The following is a 21750-nucleotide window of genomic DNA, read 5'->3' as shown; positions in this document are numbered from 1 at the left end:
CCAGCAACGCTTTATTCCCGGATCTGCGGTGACGCAGCAGTGCGGGATCTTGCTTCATCGCCCCGTGCATGGCCTTGACGCTCAGCTGCTGTAGCCACACGGCGGCACACAATGCACCGCGAAGAAACGAGCCACTCATGGCAACTTCCCAATACGACCAATTCCTGCAGGAAGCCACCACCCGGGACCCTGCATCCGACCACGCACTGGGCCGGGACTGCCTCTACGGGCTCTACACCAGCTGGTGCTTCCTGAGCCAGACCGCGCCCCGCCCCGAAGATGCCTTCTGGGCGGCCATGAAAGAAAAGCAGATCCATCCCAAGCGCAACGGCCTCCGCATGAAAGGACCAGCCGCGGCGGACTACATCCTGGCCAGCTACCCGGGCCTGGTCTGACCCGGATGACAATCACGTCAAGCACGTACTTGCCCCGGGATGCCCACCAGCCCCGAGGGCGGCGGCCTTGGTGTGCGACATGTGAGACCGACCGGCACCTGCTCCTGGACTCTGTCGCCACCTTGAATCCGCAGCAGGAAACCCTCGCGGCCGCCATCAGCTGCACCAACTGCGGCAGCTCGCACGTGGTAGCTACGACTGCGGCGTTTCTCGCAATCATCCCGGCGCGGAACGGGAACAGCGGCGGTGCCATGCACCGGGAGGACGCCTACCGCCACTGCCAGGAGCCGATGTCCGCAGTGGACCCCGAGCGGCGAAGTGCCCACCGGGCGGTTTCCACACACGCCGGGAGCCCGGATGTTCTGGGCGACTATCTCCGGACGCGTGTTCTCCGGTGCCGGTGCGGGTTCCAGATGGAAATACCCCGCCCGTGACAGTCAGCACCCTCCGGGGTCTGTATCCAACAAAGTATTAGGGGCACACCGTTTTCAACCACAGCACTGCCACCACCGGAGCCTCCGCGGCCCACAATCAACGACCCGCGCTGATGGACATGGATCTGTCCCCGCAGGGACTCGCGGATGCCCCGGCGAACGAAGTCGACCCGGACAGCCTCGTCTACACCGGCAACAGCTAAGGGGCTGCACCCTTGGGGCCCCTCCGGCCGTAACCCCGGGGCGGGCTCACTTCGACGCACTTTCACCGGCCGCAGCCAAAACCGCTGAGGCCCACGTAGGAGAAAACATGAAGATCCCTGACGCGCGCGGACCCATAAGCCGTGGCCTTTTCCGGCTTCTGGCCGACGGGACCGGAGATGATTCCGCAGCCCAGGGCACGCTGCGCGATCTCACCGAGCTCATCAACGGGCAGCTGGCACTCGCCGATGACATCATCGACGACGGCGATGTGCAATTGACCCTGTTCTGCCTCTACGAGCTGCACTACGGCGGCTTGGATGGGGTGGACGACCGCTGGGAATGGAACCCCGGGCTGATCGCACTCCGGCAGCTGCTGGAGGGACCGTTCGAGCTGGAGCTGCGGTCCGTGGCCCGCTCGTCCGCCGGATCAGTCCAGCCTGCTCCTGCCGCCGGCCTGGACAGCGACGCGGTGGCGGACATTCTGTTCGGGCTCGCGGGCCAGGACGGTGGACCGGGCATGTCCCGCCATGTGGCGAAGCTGGCCACCCTCGGGCAGCTCCGTGAATTCCTGGTCCACAAATCGATCTATCAGCTCAAGGAAGCCGATCCGCACACCTGGGCGATCCCGAGGCTGACCGGGCGGGCCAAGGCTGCGCTGGTGGAGATACAGGCTGACGAGTACGGCGGAGGCCGCCCGGACCGCATGCACAGCGCACTTTTCGCCCGGACCATGCGAGGGCTGGGGCTGAACGATGTCTACGGCGGCTATGTGGATGCCGTCCCGGCCATCTCTCTCGCCGCCGTCAACATGATGTCCCTTTTCGGCCTGAACCGCAGACTGCGGGGAGCCATCGCAGGGCATCTGGCGATCTATGAGATGACCTCCTCCCGGCCGAATCAGCTGTACGGCAACGGTTTCCGGCGTCTCGGATTCGGGGCCGATGTGACCGCGTACTTCGACGAGCACGTCGAAGCGGACGCCGTCCACGAACAGATCGCGGGCCGGGATCTCGCCGGAGGGCTCGTGGAGGCAGAACCGGATCTCCTTCCGGACGTCCTGTTCGGCGCGACGGCGGTGCTCGCCATCGACGCCCGACTCACCGCGCACATCATGGGGGCGTGGGAGAGCGGCACGTCGTCGCTGAAGCCGCCTGTCCCCGCCGGGGTCTGACCCGGGCACGAACCCAGTCAGGGAGCATCTATGAACCAGAACCCGCAGGAATCGTCCAACGACGCCGCCATTGTTATTTGTCCCGATGGACCGATCCTGGTCCGCGGCGAGTTTGAGATCGTCACCCCGTCCGGGGGAGCAGTGCCGCGGTCGCGCAAAACAGTCGCCCTGTGCCGCTGCGGCGCGTCCGCGATCAAACCCTACTGCGACGGCACCCACAAATTGATCGGGTTCCGAACCGAATTCCCTGCCACCCCGGGGACGAGAGAAGCGACGTGAGGCACCCCGGGAATGGTTGGGGATCTGTGGCACTTATCGCCGGATTCGTGGCCTCCGGTGACCGGAGTACGAACGCTTTGGACACCCGGCGCCTCACTCAAGGCGCCGGCGTCGTGCTCCGCAGTGTGGGCTGGGTGAAGGACGGCTGCGGGGCAACGAACGGGCAAACAGCGGGCGACTTGAAAAAGAAAGCATATTTTTTAGGAAATATTTGACTCAATCTTAGAGTCGTGGCACGCGCGCGGAGAGTTTGTGCAAGCGCTTACATCGACCGGGGTATGAGCCGTTTTGGTGTTTGAAATGTGGTTTTGAATCCTCGCCGGCACTGTCTACGGTGATGAACGTCCAGGAGGTCAGCACCCTCCCGGGCCACCGACGGGGCCCTACCGAGGCCCCGTCCCCTCGACACGATGGCGTCCTCGATGACGCCTGCGGTGTCATCGGGGCTGCCGGAGTTTCGGGGAATGAGGGCATATGCCCGTCTTCCACGAATGGTCTCAACTCCGCGAGAAGAGCAAAAATGCACGAGCACCCCAATACACACCGGAAGCTGCGGTGGCGTTCTGTCGCCGCGGCACTGGCGGCGGCCGTGGCGGCCTCCGTCTTCCTTGCCGTTCCGTCAGCCCAGGCAAACACGCCCTCGGATCCGCCGAGCGGCGGGCAGATGCCGGCTCCGACACCCGGCTTCCCCCTGCCCACGAAGCACACCCAGCAGGCGTTCGATCCGGCCGCGGCCTTCACCTCCAAGTGGACGCGTGCCGATGCCAAGCAGATTATGGCCCAAAGCAGCACAAGCGTAACCCCGGGCCAGAACTCCATGAGCCCGAACGTCACCATGCCGGAAATCCCCCAGGACTTCCCGGCCATGAACGACGACGTCTGGGTTTGGGACACGTGGTCCCTGACCGACGAGAACGCAAACCAGATCAGCTACAAGGGCTGGGACGTGATCTTCTCACTCGTTGCCGACCGCCACGCCGGCTACGGCTTCGACCAGCGGCACTGGAACGCCCGGATCGGCTAGTTCTTCCGCAAGACCAACGCCGATCCGGCCAAGGACAAGTGGAACTACGGCGGACACCTGTTCCTGGACAACACCTCCGTCGGCAACACCGAATGGTCCGGTTCCACCCGCCTCATGCAGGGGAACCACGTCAACGTCTTCTACACCGCAACGACGTTCTACGACGTTGCCGAGCGCAACGCCGGCGGCGGCGGAATCGCCCCGGATGCCGTGATCGCCAAGGCACTGGGCAACATCCACGCTGACAAGAACGGCGTGAGCTTCGACGGCTTCGAGCACACCAAACTCCTTGAGCCGGACGGCGTCATGTACCAGAACAAGGCCCAGAACCCAGGGTTCGCCTTCCGGGACCCCTACACGTTCGTAGACCCGGCGCACCCGGGCAAGACCTTCATGGTCTTCGAAGGCAACACCGGCGGCCAGCGGGGCGACTACAAGTGCACGGAGCAGGACCTGGGCTACCAGCCCGGGGACCCCCGCGCCGAATCCGCGAACACCGTCAACGCCACCACCGGTGCATGGTTCCAGACGGCCAACGTGGGCCTGGCCGTGGCGGACAACAAAGACCTGACCAAATGGCACTTCCTGCCGCCGATCCTGTCCGCCAACTGCGTCAACGACCAGACCGAGCGTCCGCAGATCTTCATCCAGAGCGAGGGCGGCAAGAACAAGTACTACCTGTTCACCATCAGCCACCAGTTCACCTATGCGGATGGAATGCGCGGCCCCGACGGAGTTTACGGCTTTGTAGGCGACGGCGTCCGTTCCGACTACCAGCCCATGAACAACAGCGGCCTGACGCTGGCATCCCCCACGGACCTGAATATGCCAGCCAATGCGCCCGAAGGGCCGGATCCCCGGCAGAACGGCCGCCAGTTCCAGGCCTACTCGCACTACGTGCAGCCGGGCGGGCTGGTGCAGTCCTTTATCGACAACGTGGACGGCGTCCGCGGCGGGTCCCTCTCGCCCACCGTGAAGATCAACTTCCGCAACGGAGTTTCGGCCGTTGACCGCAGCTTCGGCCAGAACGGCCTGGGCCCGTTCGGGTACCTGCCCACGAACCTCAACGTCGGCGGTGCCGGGCTGTACAAGTAGTGCAGTAGGCAGTCATGAGGCGGAAGCGCCCGGATTTCCGGGTGCTTCCGTCCCCCCGCAGGCCCTGGACCGACAGGGCCTAGACCGACGGGCCATAGATGGGCGGGATGGCTTCCACCAAGACCAGGAATGTTAAATCATGAAAAACCATTGGACGATCTGGATGGTGGCCGCCGTGGCCGCCGCCGCGGCCGTTCTGATCGCGGTGGCGCTGGTCCCTTCGCCGGGATCCAGCCCGGGTTCCCAGAGCCACGCCGGGCAGGCGCAGCCAGCTTTCGACCGGCCCGAGGGGGCATCCGAGTTCCGGCCGAGCTATCACATAACGCCCGGGAAGAACTGGATGAATGATCCGCAGCGTCCCATCCTGCTCGACGGCGTGTGGCACTACTACTACCTCTACAACGCCGGGTACCCGAAGGAGAACGGCACCGAGTGGTACCACCTGACCAGCACGGACCTTGTGCACTGGAAGGAGGAGGGAGTGGCGATCACCAAGTACAAAAACGGGCTGGGCGACATCGAAACCGGAAGCGCCGTGGTGGACCAGGACAATTCGGCCGGCTTTGGCAAGGGGGCTGTCATCGCGGTCATGACGCAGCAGGACCAGGGAATCCAGCGGCAGTCCCTGTTCTATTCCACTGACCACGGATACTCCTTCACCGCCTATGCGCAGAACCCGGTCATGGAAAACCCGGGCGAACCGGACTGGCGGGATCCCAAAATCATTCGGGATGCGGCCCACGGCCAATGGGTGATGGCCCTGGCCGAAGGCGACAAGATCGGCATGTATACGTCGTCGAACCTGTTGGACTGGCACTACGCCTCAGGCATCGAACGCAAAGGTCTGGGCGTCCTAGAGTGCCCGGACCTCTTCCAGTTGGATCTCGACGGTGATCCATCCAAACGGACCTGGGTCCTGGCCGCCAGCGCCAACGGGAGCGAAGAGGGCTTCACCACGGGCGTTGCCTACTGGACTGGCGAATGGGACGGAACCCGATTCACCCCGTCTGACGGGCCGCACCAGTGGCTCGACGCCGGCTCCGACTTCTACGCCGCCGTGACGTGGGATGATCCCAGGCTCACCGAAAGCCAGCGGATGTCCTCGCGGCACGCCATCGGGTGGATGAACAACTGGCAGTACGCCCGGCAGCTGCCCACTCAGGACTGGCACGGCGGCGCCGACTCCATAGTGAGGGACATACGGCTGCAAAAAATCGCCGGAAAGCCAACGCTGGTGTCGAGCCCCACGACTGCCATGAAGTCCCTTGAAGGCCCGGCGGCAACCACCGGGGAACGTCGACTGACACCGGATGGCGCAGGACAACTGCCGGTCCCGGAAGGCGGGGCGTACCGGCTCGATGTAACTCTAGAGCGGACAGCGCAGGACGACGGTTCCGTTGCCAGGATCGAACTCGAAAGCGGCGGGGGCACGTTTGCCACCGTCGGATACGACTTCGCCACCGAGTCAGCATTCATCTCCCGGGAGTCCGATGTTGCCGCCACCGGCAAGGCAGAACTCAGCCCCGACTATCGGGCATCGCGGCGCGCAGCCAGCCCAGCGCGGAACGGGACGGTGGAGCTAACGATTTTCGTCGACTATTGCTCGGTGGAGGTTTTCATCAACGGCGGGGAAAAGACCATGACGTCACTCGTTTTCCCCGCTGCGGGGACGCCGGGGGTCAAAGCCGTCACGGCAGGGGGCACGCTGACGCTGAAGTCCTTCAGCTACCGGCGCTTAGCCTCCACCCAGTGATCAGCTGTTGCCCGCAGCGGCGGAGATCCGGACGGCCCTGCCGCTGACCACTATTCCGCCGGCAGCGGGAATGTCCACGGTGAGCAGGCCCGGACGGCCGACGTGCCGTCCCTGGTGGATGAGGACTCTCGACGGGGGATCGACCAGGCCCAGGATGCGCAGGTAGGCGCCAACGGCCGCCGCGGCCGCCCCGGTTGCGGGGTCCTCCGTGATGGCACCCACCGGGAACAGGTTCCGGGCTTCGAATTCGCCATCTGCAATCGGGTGCAGGACGGTCACCGTCGCGGCCCAGCCCTGTGCGTCCATCAGCCGGCGCACGGCCTCCGGATCGAAGGAAAAGGAGTCGAAAAGATAGCGGTCCGCGACGACCAGCACCGGATGCCAGTTCCCCGAATACGCGATCCGCGGCGGATAGGCCGGATCGAGATCGTCCAGACCGAAACCGAGCAATCCAAGAAGTTCAGCCAGGACGTCGTCGTCGAAGGCGGCCAGTTGCGGTTCAACGCCCGTGAACGATGCCGTGATCTCGGCACCGTCCCCCGCCGTTTCAATGCGGACGGGGCCGACGGGGGTCTCGAAGGTGAAGGCGCCCGCCCCGTCGCGTGCGCTCAGCGCAACGGCCAGCGCAATCGTCGCATGCCCGCAGAATGGCACCTCGGCGATCGGCGAGAAGTACCGAACCCGGCTCCGGCGCGGGTCGCCGTCGACACCCGGCTCCGTCACGAAAGCCGTCTCTGCGTACCCGATGGCGGCCGCCACCGCCAGCATCCCGGCATCATCCAGATCACGGGCATCCAGCACCAGGCCTGCAGGATTTCCGCCGTTGGGCGTCGTGGAAAAGGCCGCATAGCGCAGGACCTCCGGGGTGGTTTCCATACACCGATCCTCCCATGCCGGGCCACCGCGTCTGTGGGAGCCGCCGGCGGACCGGCCCATGAACTCACTACCGAAAGCCTTGACCGGGCAAACCTGCGGCGGCCATGCTGTGCTAACTGCTCAGCAGCATCGACGGGAAGGCCCACCATGTCCCTTGCACCCTTTTCCTCGCGTTGCCGGGTGATCCTTGCGGCCGCCGCAAGCTTCGCGCTGATGCTGGCCGGAACGCCGGCCCACGCAGCCGGGGCTGCGGGCCCGGGCAACGATGTGTCGTGGCCCCAATGCGGCAAAACGCTGCCCCGGGGCCAGACGTTCGCCGTCGTCGGCGTGAACAATGGGCTGGCCAACACCACCAACCCGTGTCTGGCGACGCAGCTGTCCTGGGCCGGGACGTCCACCGGCGGGACTGGCCAGCCCCTGGTCGCGCTCTACGTGAACACCGCCAACCCCGGTACTTCAGGATCCTGGTGGCCTACCAGCAACAACTACGGAGGAACCACCGTCGCCAACCCCTACGGACAGTGCACCGAGGGTTCAGTCGAGGAAGCCTGCTCCTACATGTACGGCTATGCCAAGGCCTACGACGATGCCAACATCCGGGGGATAAGCAACGCGGCGGCCTACACGTGGTGGCTCGATGTCGAGACCGGCAACAGCTGGTCAACCCGCCCGGCGGCGAACCGTGCCGATCTGGAGGGGATGGCGGCCTACTTCGCGAGTGTCGGAGCCCGAACGGGCCTTTACTCCGCCAAGACGCAGTGGACCCAAATTGTGGGAACGGTGCCGTCCTCGAGCAACCTTTACACGCTGCCCAGCTGGCTGGCCGGGGCGAAGTCACTCGCCGTGGCAAAACGCAAATGCTCCGAGGCGCCACTGACGGCCGGCGGGAAAGTCACCATTGCCCAGTACGTGTCGGGAGGATTCGACTACGACCATTCCTGTATCTGAGGGCCCAACGGGCACCGATTGGGACAAGACATGTCAGACCGCTAACACTTGACCTCAGTCCGGAGGTCGCGGATCGCGGCCTCGACGTTGGAGGCTTCGTCCCGGAGGGAATCAGCTGCTTGAGTCAACGTGGCATTGTCAGGCACCGCGGCGACTGCGGCATTGAACTTGGCTTCGGCGGCCATAACCGCCTCCGCCCGTTGCTGGGCGAGGTTCTCGCTTGCCTTGGCCAGCTCTTCATAGGTCTTGGAGACTTGGTCTTGGGCCGCGCGCACCTGCTCGATGGTGGCGTCCGGCTTGAGCGTGGCCTTGAAATTCGCCAGGGCCGCGGCATGGGCATCGGCAGCAGCGCAGATTTCCGACACGCTCGCGGGCGGGCTCGAGATGGCCGCGGTGGGGCTTGGGGTGGCAGCCGGCGGACTCGTGGGGCTGCATCCGGTGAGCAGTACGACGGCGGTCGCAAGCGCGATGGATCCCACGGTGATTGCGTGCGGTCTTGACATTTGGAGGCTCCTCTCCCAGCTGGGATCGCCCCCGAGCAGTGGGGCATCGAAGGGCATATCCATCGTCTGCCCGGACGCGCGTGCGGACCTCATCCGCCGGGGGTGAAATGGGCGGTAGTGCGCTGCCGGCCGGCACGGGCCCAAAGGCCCTTTTGGGACCTGCGGAACGCGGGTATTAATGGTTGTGCCACGGCGGGACGGGTCCTCCGCGACTGGTGTTGAAGCCGGGGCGGGCGGTCCAGGGCGGATGTTAAAAGCCTCCCTGGGCCGCCGCGGCGCTGAAGCAGATTTCCCGCTGTCTCGGGAACAGCTCAGCGGAACAGCTGAGGAACAGTTCATCGAAACAGGTCGCCGGGACAGCCCGGAACCATACCAAAACGACAGAGGCCCTGGCTCTGACAAATGGGAGGCGCGGCGGTGTCCGCCCGGACGTATGCTGTTTTCATCGGTTCAGCAGTGAGCTGCGTGCTTTGATCTCGAGCGTGGAACATGACCCAAGGAATTGCAGGAGACGGCCGGCAGGATCGTTATGCCTCCTTCTGGGAGCTGCACTTCAACGACCCGGATGTCGGTGCCTTCCTCAGCGAAGCCGTGAGCGAGTTTGTCGACGACATCGGTGGTCCCGGCCGTGGGATCAGCTGGGCAGTGACACTGGTCGGGTCCGCGGAGGCCCTCACGCTGACTGCGGGCAGCGCACCGGCGCGGGCCGCCGACGAGGCGCAGCGTTCCTTCGATGACGGGCCCGCCCGCACGGCGGTCCGAACCGGCGAATATGTGTTCGTGGGCGACACTTCCCTGGAGCGGCGCTGGCCCGGGTACGCCAGCGCTGCCGCAGCCTTCGGGGTCCGGTCCCTCGTATCCGTTCCACTGGCACCACAAGCGGTCTTCCATGCCGCCGTGAACCTGTACGCCGCGTGGCCGCACGTCTTCACCAGCGCAGACATCATCGCAGCGGCTCGGCTGGCCCGCTACATCTCCCGTGCACTGCGTTTGGTCCAGGAGTTGGCGCTGAGGTCCGGGGGCGGCGCAGATCTCTCTTCGGCGCAGCTCTCCCGGGCACTGGCAGGGCTGGCGCTGCGGACGCTGGTGCGGGAGTACGGGTTCAGTGAAGAAGGGGCGCTTGACTACCTGCGCAGCGTCGCGGGCGGAGCCGCGCGGGAATCATCCGGCGCCACGGTCCACGTCCTGGTGCCCGATTCCGTTCCGGGCCAGAACGTGCCCCTGCCCAGTCCCTATGCCGCGGCGCCACACGGCGGAGACACGCCCCCCGTCCGGCGGCGGCGGCGCAGGACGGGGACTCCGGCGTAGGCGGACACCGGCACGCGGCCCGCGGGACGGCAAACCGGGCCCAGCCAGGGCAGGGGTCACGCCGCGCTGGCGTCTTCTGTTCCGTGGGCATGGCCTGGCCGGAGGACCTTCAGCGCGCCGGCCCACGCGATCACCTGGTCAAACAGGATCTGCAGGCTCTTTTCCGCGGCCGCCGTCGGGATGAATGTGCGGTAATTCGCGAACTCCGTGGCCAGGGGCAGCGCCACCTGGGCCCGGACGTCGGCCATCTGCAGCTCCGCGGACACTCCGCGGAAGTGTTCGACGGCGCGGATGCCGCCGCTGCTTCCGTAGCTGACAAACCCGGCCGCCTTGTTGTTCCACTCCTTGTAGAGGTAGTCCACAGCGTTCTTCAGTGCGCCGGGAATCGAGTGGTTGTACTCGCCCGTGACGAAGATGTAGCCGTCGAATCCGTCGACAGCTTCGGACCAGGCCTTGGTGTAGGGCTGGCTGTACCGGCCGAAGGAGGGTGGCAGCGGCTCGTCCAGCAGCGGAAGATCAAAATCGGCGACGTCGAGGACGTCAAAGGTGGCATCGCCGCGTTCTGATGCCCGGGCACTTACCCAGTCGGCGACGGCCTTTCCGAGGCGACCGGGCCGGGTGCTCCCGAGCACGATAGCGATGCGGATCATGGCGGGCTCCTTTCCGGAAGTAATGTTTGCCCACACTCAGAACAACAAAACGAAGGGCTCGAAACTTCCGCAACCGCCGTGGGCCCCGCGGGTTCAGGGGCTAACGCGCGGCACGTCGATGGTCCGCCAGGATCCGTCCGCCGCGCAGCACGGCCACGATGTCGAAGCCCGGGTCAACGGCGATGATATCGGCGCGCATTCCAGCCCGGAGGGCGCCGATCTCCGTCTCCAGGCCCAGGACCCGGGCCGGGACCAGGGTGGCCGCCGCGACAGCGTCGGCCGGACTCACCCCCGCCGCGATGGCCATGCGGACAACCTCCAACAGGGTCGCCGTGCCCCCGGCAAGGGCGCCGTTGCTCCGCAGGGTGGCCACGCCGTCGTGCACCACCACTTCCACGGGGCCGAGTTCGTAGTCGCCGTCGGGCAGCCCGGTTGCCGCCATGGAGTCCGTCACCAGCGCGATGCCCCCGGCTCCGACCAGGTCAAAGACCATCCGGACCGTCTCCGGGTCGAGGTGGACGCCGTCGCCGACGAGCTCGACCACGACCGTGCCGGCGGCCGCCAGCCGCAGGCACGCGGCCGCCGGTCCGGGACTCCGGTGATGCAGGGGAGGCATGCCGTTGAACAGATGGGTCACCGTGGGCCGGGCCCGCGGCCCGAAGACCCCGGAAGCCGCGCCCCCGCGGATGAGGTCCGCGGCTTCCGCCAGTGAGGCCGCGGCAACGGGGGCAGCGGCATCGGTATGGCCCAGTGAGGGGATCACCCCGTGGTCCGTGAGGATCCGTAGGAGCTCACTCGCGCCGGGCAGTTCGGGGGCGTACGTCATGGTCCGCAGGGCTCCGCCGGCCGCCGCCACCAGCCGCCGGAGCAGCGCAGGGTCGGGGGCGCGGAGCCAGCGCGGGTCCTGCGCGCCGCACCGGGCGGCGGAGAGGAAGGGCCCCTCGGAGTGCACGCCGGCGATCAGTCCCTCGGCCGCCAGGACGTTGAGTACGCCGAGCGACCCCACCAGCTCATCTTCCGGGGCGGTGACGAGGCTCGCCAGGAGGGTGGTGGTCCCGTTGCGGTGCAGGAAGTCCACGGCCGCCCGGCAGCCCCGGTCATTGCCGGCCGGGAATCCGCCGCCCGCGGCGCCGTGGCAATGGAGGTCGACAAGCCCGGGAAGCAGGGAGCTGCCGGGCGGCAGCGGGAGCTCCTCCGCATCCGGGAAATGTGCGGCGTCAAAGCCGTCGCCGGGTCCCGCGTAGGCGATCCGGCCGCCGTTCACCGCCACCACGCAGCCCGGTGTGCAGGCGCCGTCCGTGATGAGGGCACCCCGCAGGATGTAGGCAGGGGCGGCGGCTTCGCGGTCCTCGAGGGGCAGGATCATGGTGCCAAACCTAGCGCAGCACGACGGTCCTGTTGCCCTGGAGGATGACGCGTCCCTCGCAGTGCCAGCGGACGGCATTGGAGAGTGCCCTGCATTCGGTATCGCGCCCGGCGGCCACGAGATCGTCCGGACTGAAAGTGTGGTCCACCTCCACCACTTGCTGGGAGATGATGGGCCCTTCGTCCAGTTCCGCGTTGACATAGTGGGCGGTGGCGCCGACCGTCTTCACGCCCCGGGCGTGCGCCTGGTGGTAGGGCTTCGCGCCCTTGAAGCTGGGCAGGAAGGAGTGGTGGATGTTGATGGCGCGGCCATCCAGCTGGCGGGTGAGGTTGTCGCTGAGGACCTGCATGTAACGGGCCAGGACCACCAGTTCGACGTCCATCCGGTCGATCAGTTCCAGAAGCCGCTGTTCGGCCGCGGGCTTGGTGTCCGGCGTGATCGGCACATGGAAGAACGGGATTCCGTGCCACTCGACGGTCCGCCGGTGGTCGGGGTGGTTGGAAACGACGCCGACGATCTCGATGGGCAGTTCTCCGGTGCGTGCCCGGTACAGCAGATCGTTGAGGCAGTGCTCGAATTTCGAGACCATGATCAGCACGCGCCGTTTGGTCCCGTGCCGCCGAAGCTCCCAGCGCATGCCGAATTTTTCGGCGACCGGCACAAATGCGTCCCGCAGCAAAGCCAGGGTGGTTTGGTCTCCGGCCGACGCGCAATGGACCCGCATGAAGAAGTGGCCGTCGAGCTGTGAGTCGAACTGCTTGCTTTCCAGGATGTCGCAGCCCTGGTCCAGCAGGAAACCGGACACGGCGTGGACTATCCCGCGCGTTTCCGGGCAGTCCAGTGTCAGGACGTGCTCAACGGTGTCGGGTGTCTGGTCCGGGACCATGGTCAGCACTCCACGACGTTCACGGCGAGGCCCCCGCGGGAGGTTTCCTTGTACTTGGTTTTCATGTCTGCTCCTGTTTCGCGCATGGTCTTGATTGCTTTGTCCAGCGAGACTTTGTGGCTGCCGTCGCCGTGGAGGCACAGGCGGGCGGCGTTGATGGCTTTGACGCTGGCGATCGCGTTGCGTTCGATGCAGGGGATCTGCACGAGCCCGCCGACGGGGTCGCAGGTCAGCCCGAGGTTGTGCTCGATCCCGACTTCGGCGGCGTTTTCCACCTGCTCCGGGGTCCCGCCCAGCACTTCGCAGAGTCCCGCCGCCGCCATGGAGCAGGCGGATCCGACTTCGCCCTGGCAGCCGACCTCTGCCCCGGAGATGGAAGCGTTGATCTTGAACAGGATCCCGACGGCGGCCGCCGCCAGCAGGAAGCGGATGACGCCGTCGTCGTTGGCGCCGGGGACGAACTTGACGTAATAGTGCAGCACGGCCGGCACAATGCCGGCGGCACCGTTGGTGGGCGCGGTGACGATCCGGCCCCCCGCGGCGTTTTCCTCGTTGACGGCCAGCGCGAAGAGGTTCACCCATTCCATGGCGAGCAGCGGGTCGGCCGGGACCTGGACCGGCGATGGGTTCCGGGCGTCCGCCTCGGCGCTGACGGCGGATGCTGCCAGCGTCCGAAACAACGACGGGGCGCGCCGTTTGACGTTCAACCCGCCGGGCAGGATGCCCTCGGCAGCGCAGCCGTTGTCCACGCACTGGCGCATGACCGCCCACAGGGCCAAGAGCTTCTCCCGGAGGTCGGCTTCGGTACGCCAGACGAGTTCGTTGGCCAGCATCACGTCGGAGACGGACATATTCTCTCGATGGCATATTTCAAGGAGTTCGTCAGCTGTTGTGAACGGGTAGGGCAGCACCGTGTCGTCGGCCACCACGTGGTCGGCGCCTTGTGCATTGCCATCGACGACGAAGCCGCCCCCAACCGAATAGAAGCTCCGTTCGCTGAGGACGTCGCCGGCGTGGTCAAGGGCCCGGAAGGTCATGCCGTTCGGATGGGCGGGCAGCGACTTGCGGCGGTGCAGAACCACGTCCTCATCCCAGTTGAAATCCACCCGGTGATGGCCGGCGAGCTGCAGCTCCGCATCCAGGGCAGCGGCTGCCACCTGGTCATCCGCCGTAGCGGTGTCCACTGTCTCGGGGTCCTGGCCCTGGAGGCCCAGGACTACGGCCTTGTCCGAACCGTGGCCCCGGCCGGTGGCGCCGAGGGAACCGAACAGCTCGGCCTGCACCCTCGCCGTGGAACTCAGCTGCCCGTCGCTCTTGAGCCCGTCGGCGAACCGCTTGGCCGCCCGCATCGGGCCGACCGTGTGGGAGGAGGACGGCCCGATGCCAACAGAAAACAGGTCGAGGACGCTGAGCGCCATCAGGGGACCTCGGTGGAGGCATATTCGCGCATGGCGTCGAGGAGCCAGCGGCCGAGGAACTCCGCGAAGGATGCCCGCGGGAAGATCCGGTAGGTCTCGTCCCCGGTCTTCCACAGAACGACGGGGATGCCGCCGATTTCCGTGGACAGGGCCGTTCCGGGCTGGAAGACGCGGGGGTGCAGGTCCAGGGCGCAGCCCTTCTCCAGCACAGCACTGGCCCGGGGTCCGGAGAGCTCGAGCGTGGTGCGGTTGGCGGAGAGATCCACCACCTGGCCCTGGCCGTCGCCCAGTGCTGCGATGAGCGCCCGGGGGAGCTCACCGCCCAGGCTTTCGTGGGATTCGGCGGGGGCCACGAGCAGGAATTCTGCCGGGCCCAGCCACAGCACTGCGGTGTCGCCGCTGCCGCGGACTTCCCCGGAAGCGGAGGGCAGGCCACCTGTGAGGGCGCCCAGCCGCTTCCCTGCGTCGCCGGCAGGATCGACCCGGAGCCCTGCCATGGTCAGAAACGGCACCTCGCGCAGCTCCACGGTGCCCGCAACGGATCCCGCTTCAAAAGCCGTTCTCAGGAGCGACGCCGGACTCTTCCTGAGGGTCTGGATCTTCTTGGAATTTTCGAGTGCTGCGGTGTCAGCCATCTTTGCGGGCCCCTTCAGAGTCAAATAGTACGGTTTCTGCGACGATTACGTCCACGAGTTGGTCGCCGGCGGCGGCCACCAGGGTCTCGCCAATGCGGTTGCGGCCGTTCTTGATCAGGGCCAGGGCAAACGACCTGCCCAGCGCCGCACTGTGGTAGCTCGAGGTCACGAATCCCTGCATGGGCACGGGGCCGTAGGCGGGGTTGACGGTGATGCCCTGTTCCACCAGTTGGGTGCCTTCGGGGAGCCGGATGGTGCCGTCCACGGGGAGGACGCTGACCAGGTGTTTCCGGTCGGTGCGGCCGGCGTCCTTGCGGGTGTAGGAGCGTTTGCCGATGAAGTCCTTGACCTTGGACACGACCCATTCCATGCCGGCGTCCTGCGGTGTCACGGTCCCGTCAGTGTCCTGGCCGACGATCGGATACCCCTTCTCCGCACGCAGCACGTGCATGGTCTCGGTACCGTACGGGGTGATGTTGAACTCCGCGCCGGCCGCCGCCACGGCTTCCCAGGTGCTCAGCCCGTACCAGGACGGGATGTTGATTTCGTAGGCCAGTTCGCCGGAGAACGAGATCCGGCAGACCCGGGCCTGGACACCGGATGCCAGGGTGGTTTCCTTGAACGTCATGAACGGGAAGGCCTCGGCGTCCAGGCCGCCGTCGGCTGCCAGTTCCGGAGCCACTTTGGCGAGAACGGCGCGGGATTTCGGACCGACGACGGCGATGGTGGACCACTGCTCCGTGACGGAGGTGCAGTGCACATCCAGTTCCGGCCATTCGGTCTGCAGCCATTCCTCCAGCCAGTCCAGCACCTTGGCCGCGCCGCCGGTGGTGGTGGTCATGAAGAACCGGTCCTCGTCCAGGCGCAGGGTGACGCCGTCGTCGAAGATCATTCCGTCCGGGGTGCACATGACGCCGTAGCGGGCCGAACCCGGAGCGAGTTTCTTGAACGCGTTGGTGTAGATGCGGTTCAGGAACTCGCCGGCGTCCTTGCCGCGGATCTCGATCTTGCCCAGGGTGGTGGCGTCCATGAAGCCCACGGATTCCCGGACGGCGGCGCATTCACGGAGCACCGCAGTGTCCATGTCCTCGCCGTCCTGCGGGTAGTACCAGGGGCGCTTCCACTGGCCGACGTCTTCGAAGAGGGCTCCCTGGACGACATGCCAGGGGTGGATGGAAGTGAGGCGTGCGGGGTCGAAGAGTTCGCCGCGCTGGCGTCCGGCCAGGGCGGCAAACGCCACGGGCGTGAAGGGGGCGCGGTAGGTGGTGGTGCCAATGTCGCCGATCCCGCGGGACGCTTCGCCGGCTGTCCGGAGCGCGGCGGCGATGATGCCGATCGCATTCACCCCGGAGGTCTTGCCCTGGTCGTTGGCGGTGCTGATCGAGGTGTAGCGCTTGATGTGCTCCACGGACCGCATGCCGGCACCGGTGGAGCGGAGGACATCGGCCACGGACTGGTCGCGCTGGAAATCCACGAAGTGGTGGTGCCAGTCATCCGGGCCGCCGTCCTGCCCGGGTACCAGCCAGAGCTGGCGGGTGGGGGCGGCGGCGCGCGGCGGCGTCGGCGCAGACGGTTCAGCATCGGACTCAAAGCCCGCGGCGATGACCGCCGCGGCCCCGGCGGAGATGCCTTCGGCCACGCAGTCGTCGAGGTCGAAGCTGCCGCGTCCGGAGCCGGCCACCTGCTGGTTGGGGACCACGCTGTTGGGGACGAAGGCGGCGAGGTCTTCGTCCCAGCGGAGCCTGCCCTGGCGCTGGGAGTGCAGGTGCACCACCGGTGACCAGCCGCCGGAGACGGCCAGCAGGTCGCAGGCGAGGTGTTCGATGCCCGAGGTGAGTTCGCCGGCGTCGTTGATGCTCCGGACGGTAACGCCGAGGAGCCGGCCGTCGCCGGACACAGCGGCGGTGGTGTTGGCGACGGCGCTGCCGATCAGCACCCGCGTTCCCGCGGCCGCAGCTGCCGCGGCGGTTTCGCTCAGCTGTGGGCGGGCGTCCACGACGGCCTCGACCTTGATGCCGGCGGCGCGGAGGTCGGCGGCCAGGGCGTAGGCGCTGTCGTTGGTGGTGCTGATGACCACCCGGGAACCGGCGGCGACGGCGTATCGGTTGAGGTAGCTGCGCACCGCGGAGGCCAGCATGATGCCGGGGCGGTCGTTGTTTTCGAAAACGAGCGGGCGTTCGTGGGCGCCCGGGGCCAGGATGACCTGGGCGGCGCGGATGTGCCAGATCCGCTGGCGGGACACGCCGGGCGCGGCCGGGGTGAGGAGGTGGTCCGTCCGGTTCTGGGCCGCGATGATGTAGTTGGAGTCGTAGGAGCCGAAGGCCGTGGTGCGGTTCAGTACCGTGCACTCGGCCGCGGAGATCAGTTCGGCTTCAACATTGGCCACCCATTCCAGGGCGGGCTGCCCTTCGATGCTCTCGACGAGGGCCGGATCCGTGGAGCCGGACAACAGCGAGCCGCCCAGTTCGGGCTGGTCGTCGATAAGGATGACCCGGGCGCCGGAGCGGACGGCCTCGCGGGCCGCGGCCAGGCCTGCCGGGCCGCCACCGACCACCAGGACGTCGGTGTGGACATACTTCTTGTCGTATTCGGCGTGGTCCTCGGCCGGGTCCAGCTTGCCCAGTCCGCTGAGCAGTTCAGTGCTGAGGCCGTCCACGAGGGACACCGTGGTGGCCGGGAGCATGGATTCGGCCACGTGGCCCGGGAACCGGGCCGCGACCTTGACCAGGGCGTTGGATTCCTCGACGCCGGCGGACATGATGCCGCGGGGCCGGCCCTCATACAGGGAGTCACCCGCGCGGAGCCGGCCGTTGGCCAGCAGGGCGGAGGCGAGGGTGTCGCCGGGGTGGCCAGTGTACTCACGGCCGTCCAGGGTGAAGCGCCACGTGACGCTGCGGTCGATGCGTCCGCCGGTGCTAAGACGCGCGGGCTGCGGCTGAGCGGTCATTTGACTGCTCCTTCCGGGGAGACGGGGCTGGTGACGGTGGGGGCTGTGGGGCCCGTGGCTGCGTTTTCCTTGTCAGGGCGAAGCTGGCCCATCGGATATACGGCCTGGATGTCGTAGGTGACGGTGTCGCGGAGCATGTTGAACCATTGCCGGCAGCCGGTGCTGTGCAGCCAGCGTTCGGCGAAGGCGCCCTTGGTGTTGTCGCGGTAGAACAGGTACTCGGCCCATTCGCGGTCCGTGAGCTCTGCCGGGTTTTCGGGGTAGGCCACGTGGGCCTGTCCGCCGTAGTGGAATTCGGTCTCGTCGCGGGGACCGCAGTTGGGGCAGGGAATCAGGAGCATGTCCTTACCTCTCTTCTAATGGGCCACGGCGGCGGCGCCGTGTTCGTCGATCAGGGCGCCGGTTTCGAAGCGCTCGAGTGCAAAGGGCTTGTTGAGTTTGTGCGGTTCTCCGGTGGCGATCGTGTGGGCGAACGTCAGCCCGGCCGCCGGTGTGCCCTTGAATCCGCCGGTGCCCCAGCCGCAGTTGACGAACATGTTTTCCACCGGGGTGGTGCCTACGATCGGGGAGGCGTCCAGGGTGGTGTCCACGATCCCGCCCCACGTCCGGAGCACGTGGGCCCTGGCGAAGATCGGGAAGAGTTCGACGGCGGCTGCCATCTGGTGCTCGATCACGTGGAAGGATCCGCGCTGGCCGTAGCCGTTGTAGGAGTCCACGCCGGCGCCCATGACCAGTTCGCCCTTGTGCGCCTGGGAGACGTAGACGTGGACGTGGTTGGACATGACGACGGTGGGGTGGACGGGCTCGTGGAGCTCGGACACCAGTGCCTGGAGGGGGTGGGACTGGATGGGGAGCCGGAATCCGGCCATTTCGGCAAGCACCGAGCTGTGCCCGGCGGCGCAGAGTCCGACCTTTTCGGTGTTGATGGTGCCGCGGGTGGTCTTGACCCCGGTGACGCGGTTGCCGTCCTTGATGAAGCCGGTGACCTCGCAGTTCTGGATGATGTCCACGCCGAGCTCGTCGCATTTGCGGGCGAACGCCCAGGCGACGTGGTCGTGCTTGGCGATGCCGGCGCGCGGCTGGTAGGTGGCGCCCATGACCGGGTAGCGGATGTTGTCGTTGATGTTCAGGATGGGGCAGAGTTCCTTGACCTGCTGCGGGTCCAGCCACTCGGCGTCGACGCCGTTGAGTTTGTTGGCCCCGACGCGGCGGACGCTTTCGCGGACGTCACCCAGGGTGTGGGCCAGGTTCATGACCCCGCGCTGGCTGAACAGGAAGTCGTATTCGAGTTCCTCCGGCAGGATCTCCCAGAGTTTCAGGGCGTGCTCGTAGATCGCCGCACTCTCGTCCCAGAGGTAGTTGGAGCGGATGATGGTAGTGTTCCGGGCCATGTTCCCGCCGGCCAGCCAGCCTTTTTCCAGGATGGCGATGTTGGTCATCCCGTGGTTCTTGGCCAGGTAATACGCCGTCGCCAGTCCATGTCCGCCGCCGCCCACAATCACGGCGTCGTAGGAGGATTTGGGGTCCGGGTTGCGCCAGAGGAAGTCCGGGTGCTCCGGCAGGTGTTCGGTGGTCATTGTGCTGCTCCAATCAGTTCTGCCTCAAGCCCGGTCGCCGTCGTGCCGGTGCCGAGATGCGGGTAAAGGGGGAACCGGTCCGCGAGGGCGCTGACGCGTCCACGCAGTTCAGCGGCGGTTTGGTCGCTGAGTTCGTCCCCGGGCGCCTGCGAGATGAGGGCGGAGGCGATGATGTCCGCCACCTCGGTGAACTCCGCGGCACCGAAGCCGCGGGTGGCCAGGGCGGGGGTGCCGATCCGCAGCCCGGAGGAGACCATAGGCGGGCGGGGATCGAAGGGGACGGCGTTGCGGTTGACGGTGATGCCGATCCGGTGGAGCCGGTCTTCGGCCTGCTGCCCGTCCAGTTCCGAGTCCCGCAGGTCCACCAGGACCAGGTGCACATCGGTGCCGCCGTTGACCACGGAGATCCCGGCCGCCGCGACGTCGTCCTTAAGGAGCCGGGACGCGAGGATCCCGGCGCCTTCGAGCGTGCGCTCCTGGCGTTCCTTGAACTCCGGTGACGCCGCGATCTTGAAGGCCACGGCCTTGGCCGCGATCACGTGTTCCAGCGGGCCGCCCTGCTGGCCGGGGAACACGGCGCTGTTGATCTTGCGTGCGTACTCCTCCTTGGCCAGGATCACGCCGCCGCGCGGTCCGCCGAGGGTCTTGTGCGTGGTGGTGGTGACGACGTCGGCGTAGGGGACCGGGTTCGGGTGAAGCCCGGCGGCCACGAGGCCGGCGAAGTGTGCCATGTCCACCATGAGGTAGGCGCCCACGAGGTCGGCGATGCGCCGGAACTCGGCGAAGTCCAGCTGCCGGGAGTAGGCGGACCAGCCGGCCACGATCATCTTGGGCCGGTGTTCAAGGGCCAGGGCCTCCACTTCGGCCATGTCCACCAGGTGGTTGTGCTCGCTCACGTGGTACGGGACCACGTTGTAGAGCTTGCCGGAGAAATTGATTTTCATCCCGTGGGTGAGGTGGCCGCCGTGGGCCAGGGCCAGTCCCATGATGGTGTCGCCCGGTTCCAGGAGGGCGAACATGGCGGCGGCGTTGGCCTGCGCGCCGGAGTGCGGCTGGACGTTGGCGTACTCGGCGCCGAACAGGGCCTTGACCCGGTCGATCGCGAGCTGTTCGATCACGTCAACGTGCTCGCAGCCGCCGTAGTAGCGCTTGCCCGGGTAGCCCTCGGCGTACTTGTTGGTCAGCACCGAACCCTGTGCCTCCATGACCCCGGCGGGGGCGAAGTTCTCGGACGCAATCATTTCCAGGGTGGACTGCTGGCGCTTCAGTTCGCGCGCCACGGCCTCTTCGACCTCGGGATCGACTACGGAAAGTCGCTCGTTCAACTGCTCAACCACGGTTGCTCCTTTGAAATACCACTATTGCTATGACTGATATATCAGTGTGAGAACAATGGTATGATTGAGATCACACCAGAGTCAATAGCCGGAAGCCAAGTGGAACCAGGCTTCCGGTTGAAATCCAGAAACGGAGCCGAGCTGTGAATGCACTCACCGTCCTGCCGCCCGCAGAGGACGAAGCCATCTCCCAGGCGGAGGCCGCGTACAGGCAGTTGCGCGACAAGCTGATCATGCTCGAAATCCGGCCGGGCGAACCCATCAATGACGGGCAGCTCGCCGCCGAGCTCGGGTTCGGCCGTACTCCCGTGCGCGAGGCGATCAAGCGGCTGGAAGTGGACCACCTGGTGGTTTCATACCCGCGAAGGGGGACCTTTGCCACCACCGTGGACTTTACGGAACTGGCCGACGTCTCGGAAATCCGGGAACTGCTGGAACCCCTGGCGGCGCGGCGGGCGGCAACGCGGGCCAACGCCGCCATGCGCCGCGAACTGCTGGATGTCGCCAAGACCATTGCAGAACTGGCCCCGAGCCCTGCAGAGTCCCGGGAGCTGATGCGCTACGACCTGACAGTGCACCGCCTGATCTACCGGGCCGCGGCCAATCCGCACCTGGAGGATACGCTGATCCGCTACGACAACCTGGCCACGCGCATCTGGTGCCTGGTCCTGGACAAGGTCCCCTCGGTCAGCGGCCACATCACCGAGCACGTGGAGCTGCTCAAGGCGGTGGCCGACGGCGACGCGGACAGGGCCGGCGAGCTCGCCCTGCACCACGTCACCAGCTTCGAGGAGACCATCCGCAAGGTCCTCTAGCCGCGGCGACCCTCCCGCCGAGGTCGCGGGAAGCGTGCGGGCTCGCCTTAAGCTTCCGGCGAGCCCGCACGTGACCGGCGACTTCGACCACGACGGGCGCCCGAGTCACCGCCGCAGTGGATTAGAGTT

18 protein-coding genes and 1 pseudogene are annotated in these 21750 nt (G+C 66.7%); 8 read left to right on the top strand and 11 right to left on the bottom strand.

All coding sequences use genetic code 11. The features are described 5' to 3' along the window. Nucleotides 1-137 precede the first annotated feature (137 nt). From AC1DFR_RS11515 to AC1DFR_RS11495, 5 genes and pseudogenes are all read left to right on the top strand, one after another. The gene (locus AC1DFR_RS11515; protein ID WP_230010808.1) at nt 138-395 is read left to right on the top strand and encodes a hypothetical protein; all 258 of its coding nucleotides are present in this window, start codon (nt 138-140) and stop codon (nt 393-395) included. Nucleotides 396-1139: 744 nt separating this feature from the next. After that, nucleotides 1140-2204, top strand: coding sequence for an iron-containing redox enzyme family protein (locus AC1DFR_RS11510; RefSeq protein WP_476859570.1), 1065 nt, complete (start codon nt 1140-1142; stop codon nt 2202-2204). 30 nt (nt 2205-2234) lie between these two features. After that, nucleotides 2235-2483 carry a CDGSH iron-sulfur domain-containing protein gene (locus tag AC1DFR_RS11505; RefSeq protein WP_476849986.1) on the top strand — a complete coding sequence of 83 codons (249 nt, stop codon included), beginning with the start codon at nt 2235-2237 and terminating at the stop codon, nt 2481-2483. A gap of 520 nt (nt 2484-3003) precedes the next feature. After that, nucleotides 3004-4602 (top strand): annotated as a pseudogene (locus AC1DFR_RS11500) (glycoside hydrolase family 68 protein). Between the two features lie 139 nt (nt 4603-4741). Next, the gene (locus AC1DFR_RS11495; protein WP_476873354.1) at nt 4742-6355 is read left to right on the top strand and encodes a glycoside hydrolase family 32 protein; all 1614 of its coding nucleotides are present in this window, start codon (nt 4742-4744) and stop codon (nt 6353-6355) included. Here the strand turns inward: AC1DFR_RS11495 and AC1DFR_RS11490 are convergent, their stop codons facing one another. After that, nucleotides 6356-7231: a PhzF family phenazine biosynthesis protein gene (locus tag AC1DFR_RS11490; RefSeq protein ID WP_476873353.1), complete on the bottom strand. Its 876-nt coding sequence runs from the start codon at nt 7229-7231 to the stop codon at nt 6356-6358. A 147-nt stretch (nt 7232-7378) separates the two neighbouring features. Between AC1DFR_RS11490 and AC1DFR_RS11485 the strand changes: the two genes are divergently transcribed. Beyond that, entirely contained in the window at nt 7379-8179 is an 801-nt protein-coding gene (locus tag AC1DFR_RS11485) for a glycoside hydrolase family 25 domain-containing protein (protein ID WP_476856060.1), read from the top strand. A gap of 41 nt (nt 8180-8220) precedes the next feature. Here the strand turns inward: AC1DFR_RS11485 and AC1DFR_RS11480 are convergent, their stop codons facing one another. Beyond that, entirely contained in the window at nt 8221-8682 is a 462-nt protein-coding gene (locus AC1DFR_RS11480; RefSeq protein WP_459383551.1) for a hypothetical protein, read from the bottom strand. A 489-nt stretch (nt 8683-9171) separates the two neighbouring features. On the opposite strand from AC1DFR_RS11480, the gene AC1DFR_RS11475 reads away from it, so the two are divergent. Beyond that, the gene (locus AC1DFR_RS11475) at nt 9172-9990 is read left to right on the top strand and encodes a GAF domain-containing protein (protein ID WP_476859566.1); all 819 of its coding nucleotides are present in this window, start codon (nt 9172-9174) and stop codon (nt 9988-9990) included. Nucleotides 9991-10046: 56 nt separating this feature from the next. Here AC1DFR_RS11475 and AC1DFR_RS11470 read toward each other — a convergent pair whose 3' ends face one another. From AC1DFR_RS11470 to glyA, 9 genes are all read right to left on the bottom strand, one after another. Continuing rightward, nucleotides 10047-10640, bottom strand: a complete 594-nt coding sequence (locus AC1DFR_RS11470) for an NADPH-dependent FMN reductase (protein ID WP_476856062.1) — start codon at nt 10638-10640, stop codon at nt 10047-10049. 100 nt (nt 10641-10740) lie between these two features. Continuing rightward, nucleotides 10741-12006 carry an N-acetylglucosamine-6-phosphate deacetylase gene (locus AC1DFR_RS11465; RefSeq protein WP_476849978.1) on the bottom strand — a complete coding sequence of 422 codons (1266 nt, stop codon included), beginning with the start codon at nt 12004-12006 and terminating at the stop codon, nt 10741-10743. 10 nt (nt 12007-12016) lie between these two features. Continuing rightward, nucleotides 12017-12892, bottom strand: a complete 876-nt coding sequence (gene purU, locus AC1DFR_RS11460) for a formyltetrahydrofolate deformylase (RefSeq protein ID WP_476856229.1) — start codon at nt 12890-12892, stop codon at nt 12017-12019. A 2-nt stretch (nt 12893-12894) separates the two neighbouring features. Further along, a complete protein-coding gene (locus AC1DFR_RS11455) occupies nt 12895-14310 on the bottom strand; it encodes an L-serine ammonia-lyase (RefSeq protein WP_476849977.1) in 1416 nt (471 codons plus the stop codon). Beyond that, a complete protein-coding gene (locus AC1DFR_RS11450) occupies nt 14310-14945 on the bottom strand; it encodes a sarcosine oxidase subunit gamma (protein WP_476870248.1) in 636 nt (211 codons plus the stop codon). Before AC1DFR_RS11450 ends, AC1DFR_RS11455 begins: the two co-directional genes overlap by 1 nt. Continuing rightward, complete coding sequence (locus AC1DFR_RS11445) at nt 14938-17892, bottom strand: sarcosine oxidase subunit alpha family protein (protein WP_476873352.1); 2955 nt, start codon at nt 17890-17892, stop codon at nt 14938-14940. Before AC1DFR_RS11445 ends, AC1DFR_RS11450 begins: the two co-directional genes overlap by 8 nt. Next, nucleotides 17889-18233 carry a sarcosine oxidase subunit delta gene (locus AC1DFR_RS11440; RefSeq protein ID WP_476870246.1) on the bottom strand — a complete coding sequence of 115 codons (345 nt, stop codon included), beginning with the start codon at nt 18231-18233 and terminating at the stop codon, nt 17889-17891. The genes AC1DFR_RS11445 and AC1DFR_RS11440 overlap by 4 nt, the downstream gene beginning before the upstream one ends. A gap of 15 nt (nt 18234-18248) precedes the next feature. Then, nucleotides 18249-19469, bottom strand: coding sequence for a sarcosine oxidase subunit beta family protein (locus tag AC1DFR_RS11435; protein ID WP_026539064.1), 1221 nt, complete (start codon nt 19467-19469; stop codon nt 18249-18251). Beyond that, on the bottom strand, nt 19466-20806 hold the full coding sequence (gene glyA, locus AC1DFR_RS11430) for a serine hydroxymethyltransferase (protein ID WP_476856067.1): 1341 nt from the start codon (nt 20804-20806) through the stop codon (nt 19466-19468). Before glyA ends, AC1DFR_RS11435 begins: the two co-directional genes overlap by 4 nt. A gap of 143 nt (nt 20807-20949) precedes the next feature. Between glyA and AC1DFR_RS11425 the strand changes: the two genes are divergently transcribed. Next, nucleotides 20950-21621, top strand: coding sequence for a GntR family transcriptional regulator (locus AC1DFR_RS11425; RefSeq protein WP_476873351.1), 672 nt, complete (start codon nt 20950-20952; stop codon nt 21619-21621). Nucleotides 21622-21750: the final 129 nt, after the last annotated feature.

It is taken from the genome of Arthrobacter sp. 05T410 (assembly GCF_056396505.1).
This window is presented reverse-complemented; position numbering and strand designations above follow the sequence as displayed.